Raw genomic sequence first — 16,384 nt, 5'->3', positions numbered from 1 at the left:
GTCGACCAAGGTCGACACCTACCAACAGCCGCGGGAATCTGTCAGAGGCGGGGCGGTGTGGGTGGGCGGGACCGTTGGCGCCATGGATGGCGCCATCGAGCCCCCATGGATGGGTTTACGGCGTGTCCTGCCCACCCATACCGCCCCGCCAACCCACGGACAGCCCGCTTTTGACGTTGATGTTGACGTTGATTCTGCAGGTGCAGGGCTGCAAGCCCTGCCGACCCCCTAGAACGGAGCCGCAGACTCGAACGCGAGCGCTTCGCCCGTCACCGGGTGGGTGAACCGCAGGCTGCGCGCATGCAGATGCACGCGTTGCGCCGGTGCCGCGTCATACAGCACGTCGCCGACGATGGGATGACCGAGGCTGGCCATGTGCAGGCGCAGCTGATGGCTGCGGCCAGTGATCGGTTCCAACTCCACCCGGGTGTGCTGCGCCTCAACATCACGGGCCCGTACGCGCCAGCGGGTCAACGCCGGCTTGCCACGCTCATGGTCGACCATCTGCTTCGGCCGGTTCGGCCAGTCCACGATCAGCGGCAGGTCCACTTCGCCGGCATCGCCTTCGAGCAACCCCTGCACCACCGCTTCATACCGCTTGCCAACCTGGCGCTGCTCGAACTGCATCGACAACGCTGCCTGCATGTCCTTGCCACGCGCATGCAGCAGCAGGCCGGAGGTCACCTGGTCCAGGCGATGCACGGTCAACGCATCCGGGTACAGCGCCTGCAGGCGCGCGACGACACAGTCCTGGTTCTCGGCGCTGCGGCCAGGCACGGACAGCAGGCCGGCCGGCTTCTCGGCCACCAGCAGCGCGTCATCGATGTAATGCAGGTGGATCATGCGGTTCCAGGAATTCCAAACAAAAACGGGGAAGCCGAAGCCTCCCCGTTTTCTGCATACCGACCAGCGGTCGGTACCTACCTTGATGGAAGAGGTACCGGCTCGCACCGGTACCGCCCGCATCAGCCCAGCAGGTGGGCGACGCCGGCGCGCTCTTCTTCCAGCTCGGCCAGGGTCTTGTCGATGTACTTCTGGCTGAAGTCGTCGATCGGCAGATCCTTGACCAGGGTGTACTTGCCGTTCTCGGTGGTCACCGCGAAACCGAAGATCACGCCTTCCGGAATGCCGTAGGAACCGTCGGACGGCACGCCCATGGTGACCCACTTGCCGTTGCTGCCCAGCACCCAGTCACGCACGTGGTCGATGGCGGCATTGGCGGCCGACGCAGCCGAGGACGAGCCACGGGCTTCGATGATCGCCGCGCCGCGCTTGCCCACGGTCGGGATGAAGGTGTTGGCGTTCCACTCCTGGTCGTTGATCGCATCGGCGATCGACGCACCATCGGCGGTGGCGAAACGGTAGTCCGGGTACATGGTCGGGCTGTGGTTGCCCCACACCACCAGCTTCTCCATGCCACCGACCGGCTTGCCGAGCTTGGTCGACAGCTGGCTCAGCGCGCGGTTGTGGTCCAGGCGCAGCATGGCGGTGAAGTTTTCCGGCTTCAGGTCCGGGGCCGACTTCATGGCGATGTAGGCGTTGGTATTGGCCGGGTTGCCGACCACCAGCACCTTCACGTCGCGGCTGGCGACCTTGTTCAGCGCCGCGCCCTGGGCGGTGAAGATCTTGGCGTTTTCCAGCAGCAGGTCCTTGCGCTCCATGCCCGGGCCGCGCGGACGCGCGCCGACCAGCAGGGCGATGTCGGCGTCCTTGAACGCGACTTCGGCGTCATCGGTGCCGACCATGCCGGCCAGCAGCGGGAACGCGCAGTCTTCCAGCTCCATCATCACGCCCTTCAGGGCGGCCTGGGCCTTGTCGACCGGCAGTTCCAGCAGCTGCAGGATGACCGGCTGGTCCTTGCCCAGCATTTCGCCGGAGGCGATGCGGAACAGCAGGGCATAACCGATCTGGCCGGCGGCGCCGGTCACGGCAACACGAACGGGTGCTTTCATGGGGGTTTCCTCTTGCTTGCAAGCGTTTGATGGGACGCCGCGGGCGGAGCCACGCAGGCCTGGCGGGCGGCGGGGAACAGGGAAACGGCCACCCGTGGGTGGCCGTTTCGAAGGGGGATCAGGCGGCGAGGTGCTTGTTCCACTCCGCGACGCGGTCGGCCTGGGCGGCCAGCACGGCGTCGACGTCGCCTTCAAGGGTGATCGAATGGATCACGTCGCCCTGCTTGACCGAATCGACGATGGCCTGGCCTTCCAGGACCTTGCCGAAGACGGTGTGGCGGCCGTCCAGCCAATCGGTCTTGATGTGGGTGATGAAGAACTGGCTGCCGTTGGTGTTCGGGCCGGCGTTGGCCATCGACAGCGAGCCGACCTCGTGCTTCACGCCATTCTTCTCGTCTTCGAACTTGTAGCCCGGGCCGCCGGTGCCACGACCCTGCGGGCAGCCGCCCTGGATCATGAAGTCGGCGATCACGCGGTGGAAGATCAGGCCGTCATAGAAGCCGTGCTTGACCAGGTTCACGAAGTTGGCCACGGTCAGCGGCGCCTTGTCGGCGAACAGCTCGACCTTGATCGGGCCCTGGGTGGTGTCGAAAGTGGCGATGAGGGACATGAAGATCCTTGGTGCAAAGGGGAATGCGTCTAGCCACCTAGTTTACACCTGCCTCGTGGCGGCGGTGCCTTCGACCATCGGTGGAGCCCCCGCCTTCAGCCAGCGGAAGGTGAGCCGGGGGCCCCGTCCTGGCGACCTCGGCCGAAGCGGCGGACAGCCAGCTGAATGCGCCGCTGGGCCGGCGTGAAATCCACCTTTTCGCGAATCGTCAAGTTCGACGTATAATGTTGGACTTCTTTTTCCAAATCCGGCGCCGACTGGCCCCCTTTCGTATGTCCATCGAAAATCTTCGCAACATCGCCATCGTCGCCCACGTCGACCATGGCAAGACCACCCTGGTCGACCAGCTGCTGAAGCAGTCCGGCACCCTGTCCGAGCGCACCGTCCTCGCCGAGCGCGTGATGGACAGCAACGACCAGGAAAAGGAACGCGGCATCACCATCCTGGCCAAGAACACCGCCATCACCTGGGAAGACAAGAAGACCGGCATCAAGAACCGGATCAACATCGTCGATACCCCCGGCCACGCCGACTTCGGCGGTGAGGTCGAGCGCGTGCTGTCGATGGTCGACACCGTGCTGATCCTGGTCGATGCGATGGACGGCCCGATGCCGCAGACCCGCTTCGTGACCCAGAAGGCCTTCGCGATGGGCTTCAAGCCGATCGTCGTGGTCAACAAGGTCGACCGTCCGGGCGCCCGTCCGGAATGGGTGATCGACCAGGTCTTCGACCTGTTCGACAAGCTCGGCGCCACCAACGAGCAGCTGGACTTCCCGATCGTCTACGCCTCGGGCCTGAACGGCTATGCCGGCCTGGAAGACACCGTGCGTGACGGCGACATGACCCCGCTGTACGAAGCGATCATGCAGCACGCGCCGCGCCCGGAAGTGGACCCGGAAGGCCCGTTCCAGATGCGCATCAGCCAGCTGGACTACAACAACTTCGTGGGCGTGATCGGCATCGGCCGCATCCAGCGCGGCACCCTGAAGAAGAACATGCAGGTCGCGGTCATTGACCGTGAAGGCAAGAAGCGCAACGGCAAGGTGCTGCAGGTGCTGGGCTTCATGGGCCTGGAGCGCATCGAGCAGGATTCGGCCGAGGCCGGCGACATCGTGGCCATCTCCGGTATCCAGGAGCTGACCATCTCCGACACCATCTGCGCACCGGACTTCCCGGAAGCCCTGCCTGCGCTGACCGTCGACGAGCCGACCATCTCGATGACCTTCCAGGTGAACAATTCGCCGTTCGCCGGCAACAAGGACCTGTCCGGTGGCAAGTTCCTGACCAGCCGCCAGATCAAGGACCGCCTGGACCGTGAAAAGGTCCACAACGTGGCCCTGAAGGTCGAGCAGCTGGAAGACGCCGACAAGTTCCTGGTCTCCGGCCGTGGCGAGCTGCACCTGTCGGTGCTGATCGAGAACATGCGCCGCGAAGGCTACGAGCTGGCCGTGTCACGCCCGGAAGTGATCATCAAGGAAATCGACGGCCAGCTGATGGAGCCGATCGAGCAGCTGGTGGTGGACATCGAAGAAATCCACCAGGGCGGCGTGATGGAAAAGCTGGGCACCCGCAAGGGCCAGTTGAAGAACATGGAATCGGACGGCAAGGGCCGCGTGCGCCTGGAGTACCAGATCCCGGCCCGTGGCCTGATCGGCTTCCAGAACGAGTTCAAGACCCTGACCCAGGGTTCGGGCCTGCTGTTCCACGTGTTCGACCATTACGGTCCGAAGGAACAGGGCGCGATCGCCAAGCGCATCAACGGCGTGATGATCGCCAATGCACCGGGCACCACGCCGGCCTACTCGCTGGGCCCGCTGCAGGAACGCGGCAAGCTGTTCGCTGCTGAAGGCGACAACGTGTATGAAGGTCAGCTGGTCGGCATCCACTCCAAGGACAACGACCTGACCGTCAACGCGATCAAGACCAAGCCGCTGACCAACATGCGCGCTTCGGGCAAGGACGATGCGATCCAGCTGACCCCGGCGATCAAGTACTCGCTGGAACAGGCCCTGGACTTCATCGAAGACGATGAGCTGGTCGAGATCACCCCGAAGGAGATCCGCCTGCGCAAGAAGTTCCTGACCGAAAGCGACCGCAAGAAGGCTTCGCGCGGCGGCTGAGCCAGCACCCCGTGAACCAGAGCGGCTACAACCCGGATCCACACCGGCATCCGGGCCTGCATGTCATCGCCCTGCTCGAAGCGAGCAAGGCGATGCTTGCGCTGTTGGCCGCCACCGGGCTGGAAGTGCTCGGGCCGCAGCCGCTGCGGCACGGCATCATGGTCCTGATCCGGCGTTTCAGCCTGGATCCGGACCATGGCACCCTGCCCTCGCTGCTGCACATGATCAGTCCCGACGCGGTCCACCTGGCCGCGGCGGGAATGATCGGCTACGGCCTGCTGCACCTGGTCGAAGCCTGGGGCCTGTGGCGGGCCAAGGCCTGGGCCTCCTGGCTGGGTTGCCTGACCGCCTCGCTGTACCTGCCTTTCGACATCTTCGCGATCATCCGCCATCCCGGCTGGCCGTCGTGGACAATCCTGGCGATCAACCTGATCGTGGTCTACGTCCTCGCCCGCGACCTGCGCAAGCGCCACCGCTGAGCACCCGCTACACTGGGGATTGGAGCCGACCAAGCCGCCCCATGCGCCCGTCCTTGCCGCCTCTGCTGACCTGCCTGCTCGCCGCGTTGCCGGCGCTGCTTTCGGCTGGCTGCAGCCCGGCCACGCCCAGCGCGCATGCGGCCGAACCTGCGAGCCGCAACGTGCCGTTCCCGTACGCCGAAACCGATGTCGCCGACCTGCAGGCGCGGATGACCGCCGGTGAGCTGGACAGCACCACCCTGACCCAGGCCTACCTGCAGCGCATCGCCAGCCTCGACCGCACCGGGCCACGCCTGCGCGCGGTGATCGAGCTCAACCCCGATGCCCTGAAGGAAGCCGCCGCACGCGACCGCGAGCGCCGCGAAGGTCGCCTGCGCGGTCCGCTGCATGGCATCCCCCTGCTGCTGAAGGACAACATCAACGCCGCACCGATGGCCACCAGTGCCGGCTCGCTGGCCCTGCAGGGCTTCCGCCCGGACGACGCCTACCTGGTGCGCCGGCTGCGCGACGCCGGCGCCGTGGTGCTGGGCAAGACCAACCTCAGCGAGTGGGCCAACTTCCGCGGCAACGACTCCATCTCCGGCTGGAGCGCGCGCGGCGGCCAGACCCGCAACCCCTACCGCATCAGCCATTCACCGTGCGGCTCCAGCAGCGGCAGCGCGGTGGCCGTGGCCGCCAACCTGGCCAGCGTGGCGATCGGCACCGAAACCGACGGCAGCATTGTCTGCCCGGCCGCGATCAACGGCGTGGTCGGCCTGAAGCCGACTGTCGGGCTGGTCAGCCGCGATGGCATCGTGCCGATCTCCTTCAGCCAGGACACCGCCGGACCGATGACACGCAGCGTCGCCGATGCTGCTGCCGTGCTGACCGCGATCGCCGGCCGCGATGACGCCGATCCCGCCACCGCGACCATGCCCGGCCGTGCGGTCTACGACTACACCGCGCGCCTGGACCCGCAGGGCCTGCGCGGCAAACGCATCGGCCTGCTGCAGACGCCGTTGCTGAAATACCGCGGCATGCCGCCGCTGATCGATCAGGCAGCGACCGAGCTGCGTCGCGCTGGTGCCGTCGTGGTACCCGTCGAACTGCCCAACCAGGGCGCCTGGGCCGAGGCCGAGCGCACGCTGCTGCTGTACGAATTCAAGGCGGGCCTGGAGCGCTACTTCAGCACCCATCGCGCCCCGCTGCGCAGCCTGGCCGAGCTGATCGCGTTCAATCAGGCGCACAGCAAGCAGGAGCTGGGCCTGTTCGGCCAGGAGCTGCTGGTGGAGGCCGACGCCACCGCCGGCCTGGCAGACCCGGCCTACATCCGCGCGCGCAGCGATGCGCGCCGGCTGGCCGGCCCGGAAGGCATCGATGCCGCCCTCGCCGCCCATCAACTCGATGCGCTGGTGGCGCCGACCACCGGCGTGGCGTGGCCGATCCGCAGCGAGGGCGACGACTTCCCCGGCGAGAGCTACAGCGCCGCCGCCGTGGCCGGTTACCCCAGCCTGACCGTGCCGATGGGCCAGATCGATGGCCTGCCGGTCGGCCTGCTGTTCATGGGCACCGCCTGGAGCGAGCCGAAGCTGATCGAGATGGCCTACGCCTACGAGCAGCGCACCCGTGCCCGGCGACCGCCGCACTTCGATACCGATGCGCTGATCGACGCCGGCGAGCCGTGATCGGCGGTGACGCCGGGGGATCCTGACCTCCGGTAGTGCCGGCCGCTGGCCGGCAGCTCGATCATCCCGACGTTGCCGGCCAGCGGCCGGCACTACCGGTCACGAGCCTCCATCGGCACGATCGCGGCCTCGCCATCCTCCGCCCCCGGCGATCGCACATCCACGGTGCGTGCACGTGGACCGCGCGGCATGTCCAGTTCGTCTGCATGCTGGAGCCGCGCACGCACCTGCGGCAACGACTGCGGATGCTCACGCGCCAGGAAATCAAGCATGCGCTCGCGTACCAGGCAGCGCAGGTCGAAGGCATCGCCGGAACTGCGCGCGCTGACCAGCAGCCGCACCTGGATCGCACGCTCGCTGGTCTCGGTCACCTGGGTCACGCAGACCCGGCCATCCCACAGCGCTTCGCCACGACAGATGCGCTCCAGCTCGGCGCGGATCGCCGCGATCGGCGCCCGGTAGTCCAGCCACAGAAACGCCGTGCCGAGCAGATCGGCACTGCGCCGCGTCCAGTTCTGGAACGGGTTCTCGATGAACCAGGTCAACGGCACCACCATCCGCCGCTCGTCCCAGATGCGCACCACCACGTAACTGCTGCCGATCTCCTCGATGCGGCCCCACTCGCCTTCGACGATCACCACGTCATCCAGCCGGATCGGCTGCGTCACCGCGATCTGCAGACCGGCGATGAGATTGCCGAACACCGGCTTGGCCGCGATACCGGCCACCAGGCCGATCAGGCCGGCCGACGCCAGCAGAGCCGTGCCGATCTTCTGCACCATCGGAAAGGTCAACAGCACCAGCGAGGCGCCGAGCACGATGATGCCGCCCATCAGCACGCGACTGAGCACCCGCGTCTGGGTCTGGATGCGGCGTGCCTCCAGGTTGTCGGAGACATCGATGGGATGGCTGCGCAGGATCGCGCGCTCACCCGCCGCCACCGCGCGCACCAGCAACCAGATGAAGCAGGCGGTCAGCGCGATGTGCAGCACATGCTGCAGATTGCCCAGCACAGGATCCTGCAGTGGCGTGGCCTGCAGCGCGGGGATCAACAGCAGCAGTGGCCATGCGGTCGCCATCGGCAGGCCGAGCACACGACCGATGCGGGCACGTCGGCGATCACGCCCTTTCAGCCGATGATAGATCCAGAGGATCAGCCACGCGCCGATGCCGCCCACTACTGCTGCCAATCCCAACGGCCATGCGTAGGCCTGTGCGCTTTGCCAGTGCACCGTTGCTACCTCCACTCGAACAGCCAAGCGGACAGCCTCGCGCATGGCGCATGAGCGTCACGTCAGCCGTTCGTAAGGAGGGTGTTGGTCGGCAGGGCTTGCAGCCCTGCACCTGCTGCGTGCTGGAGCAACAGCAACAGCCGAAGCAGAAGCGGGTTTCCTGTGGGATGGCGGGGTGGGTCCGGTTGCGGGAGACGCCGTAAACCCATCCTTGGGGGCTTGGCCGCGGCATCCATGCCGCGGACACTCCCGCAACCGGACCCACCCCGCCTTCGACAGTTTCCTGCGACCTGTCGGAACGGCGTATTGCCCTGGTGGGTGTCGACCTTGGTCGACACGGTAGATCCACGCCGTGCGTGGATGACTCATTCGATGTCTGACAGATGTGTCGACCAAGGTCGACACCTACCAACAGCCGCCGGAATCTGTCAGAGGCGGGGCGGTGTCGGAGCGCGGGGTGTCAGCCGCATGGATGCGGCTGCCAAGCCCCCAGGGATGGGTTCACGGCGTCCCCGCACTCCGACACCGCCCCGCCATCCCACGGAATGCCCGCTTCTGCCGTTGCTGTTGCTTCGGCTTCTGGCAGGTGCAGGGCTGCAAGCCCTGCCGAAAACCCCTTACCGCACCTGTTCCTGCTTGCGCACGATCGCCATCGCGATCTCCAGCGACTGCTCGTAGTTCAACCGCGGATCCACCGTCGAACGATACGCGCGTTCCAGGTCACGCTCGGTCAGTTCGCGCGCACCACCGGTGCATTCGGTCACGTCCTCGCCGGTCAGTTCCAGGTGCACGCCCCCCAGGCGCGTGCCTGCGGCCGCATGCAGGTCGAACGACATCTCCACTTCGCCACGCACGTTGTCAAAGCGGCGCGTCTTGAAACCGTTGGCGGTGCTTTCGGTGTTGCCATGCATCGCATCGCACACCCACAGCACGCGACGCCCGTCGCGCTTGACTGCATCCAGTAGCGGCGGCAGCTTCTCGGCAATCTGCGCGGCGCCCATGCGGTGGATGAAGCTCAGGCGGCCCGGTTCGTCATGCGGGTTGAGCACGTCGATCAGGCGCAGCAACTGGTCCGGTGTCACCGACGGGCCCACCTTGATCGCAATCGGATTGCGCACGCCACGCAGGTACTCCACGTGCGCGCCATCGAGCGCAGCGGTACGCATGCCGATCCACGGGTAATGCGTGCTCAGGTTCAACCAGCCCTGCTGGCGCGGCACCTGCCGGGTCAGCGCCTGCTCGTAGGGCAGCAGCAGCGCTTCGTGCGAGGTGTAGAAATCGATGCGGTTGAGGTTGTGCACGCGGGCCCCGGCCAGGGTCTCCATGAAGTGCACCGCATCGCCGATCGAGGCCACCATCTTCTGGTACTCGGCGGCCAGCGGCGAGTGGCTTACCCACTCCAGGTTCCAGTATTCGGGGTGGTGCAGGTCGGCGAAACCACCGTCGATCAGCGCGCGCACGAAGTTCATCGTCATCGCCGAATGCGCGTGGGCCTGCAGCATCCGCTTCGGGTCCGGCAGGCGTGCCGCTTCGGTGAAGGCCGGCGCGTTGATCACATCGCCGCGGTAGCTGGGCAGGGTCACGCCGTCGCGGGTCTCGGTGTCGGCCGAACGCGGCTTGGCGTACTGGCCGGCGAAGCGGCCAACGCGGATCACCGGCTGGCGCAGGCCGTGCACCAGCACCAGGCTCATCTGCAGCAGCACCTTCAGCCGGTTGGAGATGGTGCCCGATTCGCAGTCGCTGAAATTCTCGGCGCAGTCACCGCCCTGCAGCAGGAAGCGCTTGCCCTCCTGCGCCTCGGCCAGCTGCTGCTTCAGCGCCAGGATCTCCCACGAGGTGACCAGCGGCGGAAGCCGCTTCAGCTCGTGCAGGGCCGCGTCCAGTGCCACCGGGTCGGGATAGGTCGGCATCTGCAGCGCGGTCTTGCCACGCCAGCTCTCCGGCGACCAGGCAGCGCCAGCGGCGGTCGCGGCGGGATCGGGGACGGGCGGAACGGCGGACAGGCTCATTGCAGACTTCCGGGATGGGGGCGGTCATGGTCGCAGAGCCAGCCGCTGACGCAAAGGGCCGGTCCGGCTGGCCTGCCCGCCTGAACGGCAGGGAAAGGCCGACGCCAGTGGCCAGATCCTGCATGGTCAGCCGCCCGGGACAGGCGCATGCTTTGTTACGGAGTAACACTTCCATGTCATGGACCGGCCCCTTCCACATCCAGCCGCCACCTCTCCCACCATGAAGCCCTCGCCCCTCGCTACCGGCATCACCTTCGCCCTGGCCCTGGCCAGCCTGCCCGCCTTCGCCTTGGCAGCCGACGACACCTCTTCGTCCGTCAAGGACCTGGACGCGGTCACCGTCCACGCCCAGCTCGACCAGGCCCGCAACACACTGTCGCCTGACATCGGCAGCAGCCAGTACCAGATCACCGCCGAGGACATCCAGAAACAGCCGCTGGGTGCCTCCGCGCCGCTCAGCCAGGTACTGCTGCAGGCCCCGGGCGTGGTCCAGGATTCCTATGGCGGCGTGCATGTGCGCGGCGACCACGCCAACCTGCAGTACCGCATCAACGGCGTGCTGCTGCCCGAATCGATCTCCGGCTTCGGCCAGACCCTGGATGCACGCACCATCAAGAGCATCCGCCTGATGGACGGCGCGCTGCCGGCGCAGTTCGGCGAGCGCACCGCGGCGGTGGTCGACATCACCAGCCGCAACGGTGCCGAGCTGGGCAATGGCGGCAGCGCGGGGCTGACCACCGGCTCGTTCGGCAAGGTCAATCCGAATGCCTCCTGGTGGGGCAACCAGGGGCGCTGGAGCTGGTTCCTGACCGGCAACTACGACCAGAACGACGTCGGCCTGGAGAACCCCACCAACACGCGCAAGCCGTTGCACGACGACACGCACCAGGGCAAGGCGTTCGCCGACCTGACCTACCTGGTCAATGAGAACACCCGCCTGAGCGTGTTTGCCGGCTTCGCCAACAACCGCTTCCAGATTCCGGTCAATCCGGGCCAGGCGCCGCAGTTCGGCTATCTCGATACCACCACCTTCGATTCCAGCCAGCTGGATGAAACCCAGCGCGAGACCACCCGTTTCGGCATGCTGGTGCTGCAGGGCACGCTTGGCAGCACCGCCTACCAGCTCTCGGCCGGGCAGCGTTACAGCGATGTCGGCTTCAATCCCGATGTCATCGGTGACCTGGTGTTCAGTGGCGTCGCCTCGCAGGTGCTGCGCAGCAATCGCGCCAACACCCTGCAGGCCGATTTCTCCACGCCGCTGGGCAACGACCACACGCTGCGCTATGGCCTGTACGGCAACTACGAGAACGCGCGGGCCAGCAGCAACAGCTGGGTGTTCCCGGTTGACGACAACGGCCAGCAGTCCAGCACCACGCCGCTGCTGATTGCCGATCGCAGCGCGTTCCACGCCAGCACGCTGGCACTGTACGTGCAGGACGAGTGGAAGATCGGCGAGGACTGGACCGTGAACTACGGCCTGCGCGGCGACCGCTACAGGGCCTTCGGCCGCAGCGAGGGCCAGCTAAGCCCGCGCGTGGGCGTGGTCTGGAATGCCAGCGACAGCACCACCGTGCACGCTGGCTATTCGCGCTACTTCACGCCACCGGCCAGCGAGTTGATCGCCAGCAGCGACATTGCGCTGTACGACGGCACCACCAACCAGCAACCCAGTGGCGGCAACAACACACCGCTGGCCGAGCGCAGCGACTACTACGACATCGGTCTCTCACAGCAACTGGGCGAGCACCTGACGCTCGGGCTGGATGCCTACGATCGCCGCGTCGCGCGCCTGCAGGATGAAGGCCAGTTCGGCGCCGCCTACATCTACTCGACCTTCAACTATCGCCGTGGCCACATCCGCGGCCTGGAGTTCAGCGCCGACTACAGCAACGGCCCGTTCAGCGCCTACTTCAACGCGGCCTACAACAAGGCGATCGGCACCCAGGTCATCACCAGCCAGTACAACCTCGATCCGGATGCCCTGGCCTATGTGGCCGATCACTGGATCCACCTCGACCACGACCAGAAGCTGACGTCATCGGGTGGCCTCAGCTACGCCTTCGCCGGGCACAACCGGATCGGCGCCAACTACGTGTTCGGCAGCGGCCTGCGTTCCGACATCGAGGGCGTGCCCAACGGCGGCGAGCTGCCGTCGTACCTGCAGGTGAACCTCAGCGCCGGGCATGACTTCAACGCCGACAGCGGGCATCCGCTGCATGTGCAGCTGGCGGTGATCAACGCGCTGGACCGCAGCTACCAGCTGCGCGACGGTGGCGGCGTGGGTGTGTTCGCGCCGCAGTGGGGACCACGCCGCGGTGCCTACCTGAGCCTGCAGCAGGACTTCTGAGGTAGTGCCGGCCGCTGGCCGGCAATCCCACGGTATGCCGGCCAGCGGCCGGCACTACCCAGTAGAGCCACGCCATGCGTGGCCACGTTCAGCGCCTGACCTTGCGCAGCGACACCACCAGCGCCCACAGCGCCAGCAGCACGAACCACACGCCCGACCACATCGGCATGGTCAGGCCCAGGAACGTCCAGTCGATGTTGCCGCAGTTGCCGGTACCGGTCAGCACCGTGCGGAACACTTCCAGCGGCCCCATGGTCTCGCGCAGGAAGCTCAGCGGCGGGCCGCAGGTCGCGCCCATCTCCGGCGGCAGCATCTGCACGTACACGTGGCGCGCGGCGATGCCGACACCTACTGCCGCGGCAATGAAGGCCAGCACGCCATAGGTCGCCCGGCCGGGGCGGTTGGACGGACCATGCAGTGCACCGATCAGGAACAGCAGGCCCAGCGCAGCGAACGCCAGGCGCTGGAAGATGCACAACGGACACGGCTCCAGGCCCATCTTCAACTGCAGGAAGATGGCGTAGCCAAGCAGGCCCGCGCAGATCAGGAAGCCCAGGAAGAACTGGGCGCGGAAGGGCCAGCGCAGTGGATTCATCGTCAACGCTCGAATGGATCAGGCGCCAAGCGTAACCGAGAGTGCGCGCCGTCTGAACCGCCACAAGCCACGCCTGTCGGAACGGTGTGGGTCGCATTGTGCCGCAGGTAGCGCCGGGCCATGCCCGGCGAGCGTAGCGGATACGGAAACGCCGGGCATGGCCCGGCGCTACCAGAACGCAAAAGCCCGGCGGAGGCCGGGCTTTCGCTGTGTCGCGTTGGAGCGGTCCGATTACTCGGCCACTTCCTCGGCCACGACCGGACGGTCGACCAGTTCGACGTAGGCCATCGGCGCGTTGTCGCCGGCGCGGAAGCCGCACTTCAGCAGGCGCAGGTAGCCGCCCGGACGGTTCGCGTAGCGCGGGCCCAGGATGGTGAACAGGTTGCCCACGGCTTCGTTGTCGCGCAGGCGGGCGAAGGCCAGACGGCGGTTGGCGACAGAGTCGACCTTGGCCAGGGTGATCAGCGGCTCGGCAACGCGGCGCAGTTCCTTGGCCTTCGGCAGGGTGGTCTTGATCAGCTCGTGCTTGAACAGCGAGGCGGCCATGTTCTTGAACATCGCTTCGCGGTGGGCGCTGGTGCGGCTGAACTTACGGCCAGACTTCTGGTGACGCATGGTGATATTCCTTGGTTAATGATGAGGCTGTGCGGATCGTTGTCGCCATCCTGGCGTTGCTGCGCGGACTGCGGATGGTCCTGGCCGCCCCTCCTGGACGACCTGCCGCGCGAACCTGGGGTTCGTCGTGGCATGTTGTGTTGCGTTGAAGGCTCCACCGTTGCCGGTGGAGCCTTCAGGCATTACCGATATCAGCCCAGCATGCCGTGGCTGGCGACGCCGGCCGGCGGCCAGTTCTCCAGCTTCATGCCGAGCGACAGGCCGCGCTGAGCCAGCACTTCCTTGATCTCGGTGAGCGACTTCTTGCCCAGGTTCGGGGTCTTCAGCAGCTCCACTTCGGTCTTCTGGATCAGATCGCCGATGTAGTAGATGCTTTCAGCCTTCAGGCAGTTGGCCGAACGCACGGTCAGCTCCAGATCGTCGATCGGGCGCAGCAGCACCGGATCCACGCCGTTGTTGGCCGGCTTCGCCGCACCGCGGTCGCGGTGGGTGAAGTCACCGAACACCGACAGCTGGTCGCTGAGGATGTCGGCGGCGGTGCGCACGGCTTCCTCGGCATCGATGGTGCCGTTGGTCTCGATATCGATGACCAGCTTGTCCAGGTCGGTACGCTGTTCGACGCGGGCCGCTTCCACGGCATAGGCGACGCGGCGGACCGGCGAGAACGAGGCATCCAGGACCAGGCGGCCGATGGCACGGGTTTCTTCGTCCGGACGACGACGCGCGGCAGCCGGCTGGTAGCCGAAACCACGTTCGATCTTCAGACGCATGTTGATTGCCGTGTCCTTGGTCAGGTGGCAGATCACATGGTCGCCGTTCAGGATCTCCACATTGTGGTCGACCTTGATGTCGGCAGCGGTGACAACGCCCGGGCCCTGCTTGGACAGGGACAGGGTGGCGCTGTCGCCGGAGTGCATACGGATGGCCACGTCCTTGAGGTTCAGCAGGACTTCGAGCACGTCCTCCTGCAGACCTTCGACCGTGGTGTACTCATGCAACACGCCGTCGATTTCGACTTCCGTGATGGCGAAGCCCGGGATGGACGACAGCAGCACGCGACGCAGGGCATTACCCAGCGTATGCCCGTAACCCCGCTCCAAAGGTTCGATAACGACCTTTGCACGGGTGTCGGTAAGGCGTTCGATCTGCGGACCGCGAGGACGCAGAACCTGGTTGGCGGTAACCGTCATGTTGCGGGTTCTCCTAGTGAACCCCCGGCCGTCGCCGGGGGCTCTCCAATGTGAATTACTTCGAATACAGCTCGACGATCAGCGCTTCGTTGATGTCCGCAGGCAGATCCGAACGATCCGGAACAGCCTTGAAGATGCCGGTGAACTTGCCGGAATCCACTTCAACCCACGACGGGCTCAGGTCATGCTGGGCGGCGACGGTCAGGGCTTCCTGGACGCGCAGCTGCTTGGCAGCCTTTTCAGACAGAGCGATGGCGTCGCCAGCCTTGACCTGGTACGAAGCCAGGTTGACCGACTTGCCATTCACGGTGACGCCGCGGTGCGACACCAGCTGACGGGCAGCCGGACGGGTCACGGCGAAGCCCATGCGGTAGACGACGTTGTCCAGGCGGGTTTCCAGCAGCTGCAGCAGGTTCTCGCCGGTGTTGCCCTTCTTGGTCGAGGCCTTCTTGTAGTAGTTGCGGAACTGACGCTCGAGCAGGCCGTAGATACGCTTGACCTTCTGCTTTTCACGCAGCTGGGTGGCGTAGTCGGACAGCTTGCCCTTGCGGGCAGTGGCGCCGTGCTGGCCGGGCTTCTGCTCCAGCTTGCACTTCGAGTCCAGCGCACGCGCCGGGCTCTTCAGGGACAGGTCGGCGCCTTCGCGGCGGGCGAGCTTACAGGTAGGACCGATATAACGAGCCATTTCTTATCGCTCCCTTTAGACGCGACGCTTCTTCGGCGGACGGCACCCGTTGTGCGGGATAGGCGTCACGTCGATGATGTTGGTGATCTTGTAGCCGACGTTGTTCAACGAACGCACGGCCGACTCACGGCCCGGACCCGGGCCCTTGATGCGGACTTCCAGCGACTTCACGCCGTAGTCCAGCGCAGCACGACCGGCCTTTTCAGCCGCCACCTGGGCAGCGAACGGGGTCGACTTGCGCGAACCGCGGAAGCCAGCGCCACCGGAGGTCGCCCACGACAGAGCGTTGCCCTGGCGGTCGGTGATGGTGACGATGGTGTTGTTGAACGAAGCGTGGACGTGGGCAACGCCGTCGGTGACGACGCGCTTGATCTTCTTCTTGGTCTTAGCAGCGGGCTTAGCCATTTCTCAGTCCCTTACTTCTTGATCGCCTTGCGCGGACCCTTGCGGGTGCGGGCGTTGGTACGGGTGCGCTGGCCACGCAGCGGGAGGCCACGACGGTGACGCAGGCCGCGGTAGCAGCCCAGGTCCATCAGGCGCTTGATCGCGATGCCGATCTCACGGCGCAGATCGCCTTCCACGATGTACTTGCCGACTTCGGCGCGCAGGCGCTCGATTTCCGGCTCCGACAGATCGCGGATCTTGGTGGTCGAAGCAACCCCTGCGACTTCGCAGACCTTCTTCGAACGGGTACGGCCGATGCCGTAAATGCTTTGCAACCCGACCCAGACATGCTTCTGGGCTGGCAGGTTGACGCCTGCAATACGCGCCATGACGCGGTTCTCCAGCTGAGTGATGGCCGACAGCGCGCCTCGGGCACGCCAATCCGGCAGGATGGATCAAAAAAGTGAACTAGCGATACTAACAAGGTTCCGGTTTACATGGA

At 66.0% G+C, this 16,384-nt stretch carries 15 protein-coding genes; 4 read left to right on the top strand and 11 right to left on the bottom strand.

Translation table 11 applies throughout. From position 1 onward, the window contains the following. Nucleotides 1-228: 228 nt before the first annotated feature. The 3 genes from ACZK29_RS04210 to ACZK29_RS04200 all read right to left on the bottom strand — a co-directional run bounded on the left by ACZK29_RS04210 (nucleotide 229) and on the right by ACZK29_RS04200 (nucleotide 2,562). Complete coding sequence (locus tag ACZK29_RS04210; RefSeq protein WP_459048035.1) at nucleotides 229-843, bottom strand: RluA family pseudouridine synthase; 615 nt, start codon at nucleotides 841-843, stop codon at nucleotides 229-231. Between the two features lie 122 nt (nucleotides 844-965). After that, nucleotides 966-1,952: a malate dehydrogenase gene (locus tag ACZK29_RS04205; RefSeq protein ID WP_004153634.1), complete on the bottom strand. Its 987-nt coding sequence runs from the start codon at nucleotides 1,950-1,952 to the stop codon at nucleotides 966-968. A gap of 118 nt (nucleotides 1,953-2,070) precedes the next feature. Then, nucleotides 2,071-2,562, bottom strand: coding sequence for a peptidylprolyl isomerase (locus tag ACZK29_RS04200; RefSeq protein ID WP_005408225.1), 492 nt, complete (start codon nucleotides 2,560-2,562; stop codon nucleotides 2,071-2,073). A 272-nt stretch (nucleotides 2,563-2,834) separates the two neighbouring features. On the opposite strand from ACZK29_RS04200, the gene typA reads away from it, so the two are divergent. The 3 genes from typA to ACZK29_RS04185 are packed head-to-tail and all read left to right on the top strand — an operon-like array spanning nucleotide 2,835 to nucleotide 6,825. Then, nucleotides 2,835-4,682 (top strand): translational GTPase TypA, encoded by a 1,848-nt coding sequence (gene typA / locus ACZK29_RS04195; RefSeq protein WP_029550652.1) that lies wholly within the window; start codon nucleotides 2,835-2,837, stop codon nucleotides 4,680-4,682. An 11-nt stretch (nucleotides 4,683-4,693) separates the two neighbouring features. Further along, a complete protein-coding gene (locus tag ACZK29_RS04190; RefSeq protein ID WP_005415426.1) occupies nucleotides 4,694-5,161 on the top strand; it encodes a DUF2127 domain-containing protein in 468 nt (155 codons plus the stop codon). Between the two features lie 41 nt (nucleotides 5,162-5,202). Beyond that, the gene (locus tag ACZK29_RS04185) at nucleotides 5,203-6,825 is read left to right on the top strand and encodes an amidase (protein WP_111202670.1); all 1,623 of its coding nucleotides are present in this window, start codon (nucleotides 5,203-5,205) and stop codon (nucleotides 6,823-6,825) included. 92 nt (nucleotides 6,826-6,917) lie between these two features. Here ACZK29_RS04185 and ACZK29_RS04180 read toward each other — a convergent pair whose 3' ends face one another. Then, nucleotides 6,918-8,102, bottom strand: a complete 1,185-nt coding sequence (locus tag ACZK29_RS04180; RefSeq protein WP_343126072.1) for a mechanosensitive ion channel family protein — start codon at nucleotides 8,100-8,102, stop codon at nucleotides 6,918-6,920. A 572-nt stretch (nucleotides 8,103-8,674) separates the two neighbouring features. After that, nucleotides 8,675-10,066, bottom strand: a complete 1,392-nt coding sequence (locus ACZK29_RS04175) for a class II 3-deoxy-7-phosphoheptulonate synthase (RefSeq protein ID WP_111189432.1) — start codon at nucleotides 10,064-10,066, stop codon at nucleotides 8,675-8,677. Between the two features lie 220 nt (nucleotides 10,067-10,286). Between ACZK29_RS04175 and ACZK29_RS04170 the strand changes: the two genes are divergently transcribed. Next, a complete protein-coding gene (locus ACZK29_RS04170) occupies nucleotides 10,287-12,413 on the top strand; it encodes a TonB-dependent receptor (protein WP_478446707.1) in 2,127 nt (708 codons plus the stop codon). An 88-nt stretch (nucleotides 12,414-12,501) separates the two neighbouring features. On the opposite strand, the gene ACZK29_RS04165 is transcribed toward ACZK29_RS04170, so the two are convergent. The 6 genes from ACZK29_RS04165 to rpsM all read right to left on the bottom strand — a co-directional run bounded on the left by ACZK29_RS04165 (nucleotide 12,502) and on the right by rpsM (nucleotide 16,271). Beyond that, nucleotides 12,502-13,008, bottom strand: coding sequence for a disulfide bond formation protein B (locus ACZK29_RS04165; protein WP_100471395.1), 507 nt, complete (start codon nucleotides 13,006-13,008; stop codon nucleotides 12,502-12,504). A gap of 231 nt (nucleotides 13,009-13,239) precedes the next feature. Then, nucleotides 13,240-13,623, bottom strand: a complete 384-nt coding sequence (rplQ, locus tag ACZK29_RS04160) for a 50S ribosomal protein L17 (protein ID WP_005408217.1) — start codon at nucleotides 13,621-13,623, stop codon at nucleotides 13,240-13,242. Nucleotides 13,624-13,814: 191 nt separating this feature from the next. Further along, nucleotides 13,815-14,813 (bottom strand): DNA-directed RNA polymerase subunit alpha, encoded by a 999-nt coding sequence (locus ACZK29_RS04155; RefSeq protein ID WP_005408216.1) that lies wholly within the window; start codon nucleotides 14,811-14,813, stop codon nucleotides 13,815-13,817. 55 nt (nucleotides 14,814-14,868) lie between these two features. After that, entirely contained in the window at nucleotides 14,869-15,498 is a 630-nt protein-coding gene (gene rpsD / locus ACZK29_RS04150; RefSeq protein ID WP_004145446.1) for a 30S ribosomal protein S4, read from the bottom strand. 15 nt (nucleotides 15,499-15,513) lie between these two features. After that, a complete protein-coding gene (rpsK, locus tag ACZK29_RS04145) occupies nucleotides 15,514-15,903 on the bottom strand; it encodes a 30S ribosomal protein S11 (protein ID WP_004145443.1) in 390 nt (129 codons plus the stop codon). Between the two features lie 11 nt (nucleotides 15,904-15,914). Continuing rightward, nucleotides 15,915-16,271 carry a 30S ribosomal protein S13 gene (gene rpsM / locus ACZK29_RS04140; RefSeq protein WP_004154500.1) on the bottom strand — a complete coding sequence of 119 codons (357 nt, stop codon included), beginning with the start codon at nucleotides 16,269-16,271 and terminating at the stop codon, nucleotides 15,915-15,917. Nucleotides 16,272-16,384 lie beyond the last annotated feature (113 nt).

This window comes from Stenotrophomonas sp. 89682_Sma (assembly GCF_056481405.1).
The sequence above is the reverse complement of the archived record's forward strand: the minus strand, read 5'-3'. Positions and strand labels throughout refer to the sequence as shown.

What these genes read in the sequence shown, in the direction of transcription:
- ACZK29_RS04210 (WP_459048035.1), bottom strand. Translation starts at nt 843, where the DNA reads ATGATCCACCTGCATTACATCGATGACGCGCTGCTGGTGGCCGAGAAG.
- ACZK29_RS04205 (WP_004153634.1), bottom strand. Translation starts at nt 1,952, where the DNA reads ATGAAAGCACCCGTTCGTGTTGCCGTGACCGGCGCCGCCGGCCAGATC.
- ACZK29_RS04200 (WP_005408225.1), bottom strand. Translation starts at nt 2,562, where the DNA reads ATGTCCCTCATCGCCACTTTCGACACCACCCAGGGCCCGATCAAGGTC.
- typA (WP_029550652.1), top strand. Translation starts at nt 2,835, where the DNA reads ATGTCCATCGAAAATCTTCGCAACATCGCCATCGTCGCCCACGTCGAC.
- ACZK29_RS04185 (WP_111202670.1), top strand. Translation starts at nt 5,203, where the DNA reads ATGCGCCCGTCCTTGCCGCCTCTGCTGACCTGCCTGCTCGCCGCGTTG.
- ACZK29_RS04180 (WP_343126072.1), bottom strand. Translation starts at nt 8,102, where the DNA reads ATGCGCGAGGCTGTCCGCTTGGCTGTTCGAGTGGAGGTAGCAACGGTG.
- ACZK29_RS04175 (WP_111189432.1), bottom strand. Translation starts at nt 10,066, where the DNA reads ATGAGCCTGTCCGCCGTTCCGCCCGTCCCCGATCCCGCCGCGACCGCC.
- ACZK29_RS04170 (WP_478446707.1), top strand. Translation starts at nt 10,287, where the DNA reads ATGAAGCCCTCGCCCCTCGCTACCGGCATCACCTTCGCCCTGGCCCTG.
- ACZK29_RS04165 (WP_100471395.1), bottom strand. Translation starts at nt 13,008, where the DNA reads ATGAATCCACTGCGCTGGCCCTTCCGCGCCCAGTTCTTCCTGGGCTTC.
- rplQ (WP_005408217.1), bottom strand. Translation starts at nt 13,623, where the DNA reads ATGCGTCACCAGAAGTCTGGCCGTAAGTTCAGCCGCACCAGCGCCCAC.
- ACZK29_RS04155 (WP_005408216.1), bottom strand. Translation starts at nt 14,813, where the DNA reads ATGACGGTTACCGCCAACCAGGTTCTGCGTCCTCGCGGTCCGCAGATC.
- rpsD (WP_004145446.1), bottom strand. Translation starts at nt 15,498, where the DNA reads ATGGCTCGTTATATCGGTCCTACCTGTAAGCTCGCCCGCCGCGAAGGC.
- rpsK (WP_004145443.1), bottom strand. Translation starts at nt 15,903, where the DNA reads ATGGCTAAGCCCGCTGCTAAGACCAAGAAGAAGATCAAGCGCGTCGTC.
- rpsM (WP_004154500.1), bottom strand. Translation starts at nt 16,271, where the DNA reads ATGGCGCGTATTGCAGGCGTCAACCTGCCAGCCCAGAAGCATGTCTGG.